We start from the raw sequence: 1,234 nt of genomic DNA, 5'->3' as shown, positions 1-1,234 counted from the left end.
TGCAGTGGTCAAGCTTTTCTGGACACCTGCGTAGGAGCCTGAGCCGCCAGGCGCTCGAAGAGCGCTGGCGGGATGTCGTTTAGCCGCGAGTGCAGCCGTTCCAGGTTGTAGTAGAGGAGAAAGTCCGTCAGCTCCTTCTCGGCGTCGGCGATGGATGCGTAGCCTCCTTCGGGCACCCATTCGTACTTGAGCGTCTTGAAGACCCTCTCGATCACAGCGTTATCCCAGCAGTTGCCCCGCCGGCTCATGCTCTGCCGGACCCCGCAGCGCGCCACGAAGGCCACGAAGCGATCGGAGGTGTACTGGCAGCCCTGGTCGGAATGGAAGATCACGCCGGCCGGAGGCCGGCGCATCTCCAGGGCCATTGCCAGCGCCTCTTCCGGCAAGCGCGCATCGGCGTGTCGCCCCCATGACCAGCCGATCACCCGGCGAGAAAAAAGGTCCATGACGAAGGCCACGTAGAGCCAATGTCCGCCGACTTTCAGCTGCGTGATATCGCCGACCCAGGCGACGTTTGGCTCGACCGGATCGAACTCCCGGTTGAGAAGGTTGGGCGCCACCACGGACGGTTTGGTCAGCCGTTTGTAGTGCTCATAGCGACGGCGACGCTTGGGCAGTGCCAGGCGGCGAAGCAGGCTGCCAGCCTTGCAGCGGCCCACCGGAAGGCCTTGGGCGCGTAGCCCTGCGGACAAGCGACGCGACCCGATCGTATGGCGACTCTTCGCGTGCAAAGCCCGCACCGCGCGCTCCAGCACCGGCTCGACAGGACGTGGCGGCCGCGCCGTCCGGTGCGCGTAATAGCTGCTGCGAGGCACGTCCAGCAGGGCGCACGTACGACGGATGGACAGCTTCCCTTTCACCTTCTCGACGATCTGCGCCGCTTGCCGAGCAGTCGTTCCATGTGAAAGGGCAGCTGTTTTTTTAGGACGGCTTTCTCCGCTTCCAATGTGGCCACTTGCTCGCGAAGCGCCGCCAGCTCGGCCTCGTACTTCGCGACCTGCTCGGGCGTCGGTGGTGGCGTGTCACGCAACTGCCGTTCCTGATCGACCCAGCGTCGCAAGGCCGTCGGGCCAAGCCCAAGCAACCCGCACACGGCAGGCACGGAGCGGTTTTCATCCAGTACTAAACACACCGCCCGGCGCTTGAGCGCCGGGTCGATCGGTCGATATCCCATGGGTCACCTCGGTAGGGATTTTGCTCCTACATGGGTGTCCAGGAAAATTAGACCACTGCA

The 1,234-nt window shown here is 64.0% G+C and carries 2 protein-coding genes; both read right to left on the bottom strand.

The features are described 5' to 3' along the window. Positions 1–8: 8 nt before the first annotated feature. Positions 9–860, bottom strand: a complete 852-nt coding sequence (locus C8J98_RS21865) for an IS3 family transposase (RefSeq protein WP_233260337.1) — start codon at positions 858–860, stop codon at positions 9–11. Continuing rightward, positions 857–1,174, bottom strand: a complete 318-nt coding sequence (locus tag C8J98_RS21860) for a transposase (RefSeq protein ID WP_107916080.1) — start codon at positions 1,172–1,174, stop codon at positions 857–859. The genes C8J98_RS21865 and C8J98_RS21860 overlap by 4 nt, the downstream gene beginning before the upstream one ends. Positions 1,175–1,234: the final 60 nt, after the last annotated feature.

Origin of the sequence: Luteibacter sp. OK325, assembly GCF_003050935.1 — a bacterium.
GTDB lineage: Bacteria > Pseudomonadota > Gammaproteobacteria > Xanthomonadales > Rhodanobacteraceae > Luteibacter.
This window is presented reverse-complemented; position numbering and strand designations above follow the sequence as displayed.

What these genes read in the sequence shown, in the direction of transcription:
- C8J98_RS21860 (WP_107916080.1), bottom strand. Translation starts at nt 1,174, where the DNA reads ATGGGATATCGACCGATCGACCCGGCGCTCAAGCGCCGGGCGGTGTGT.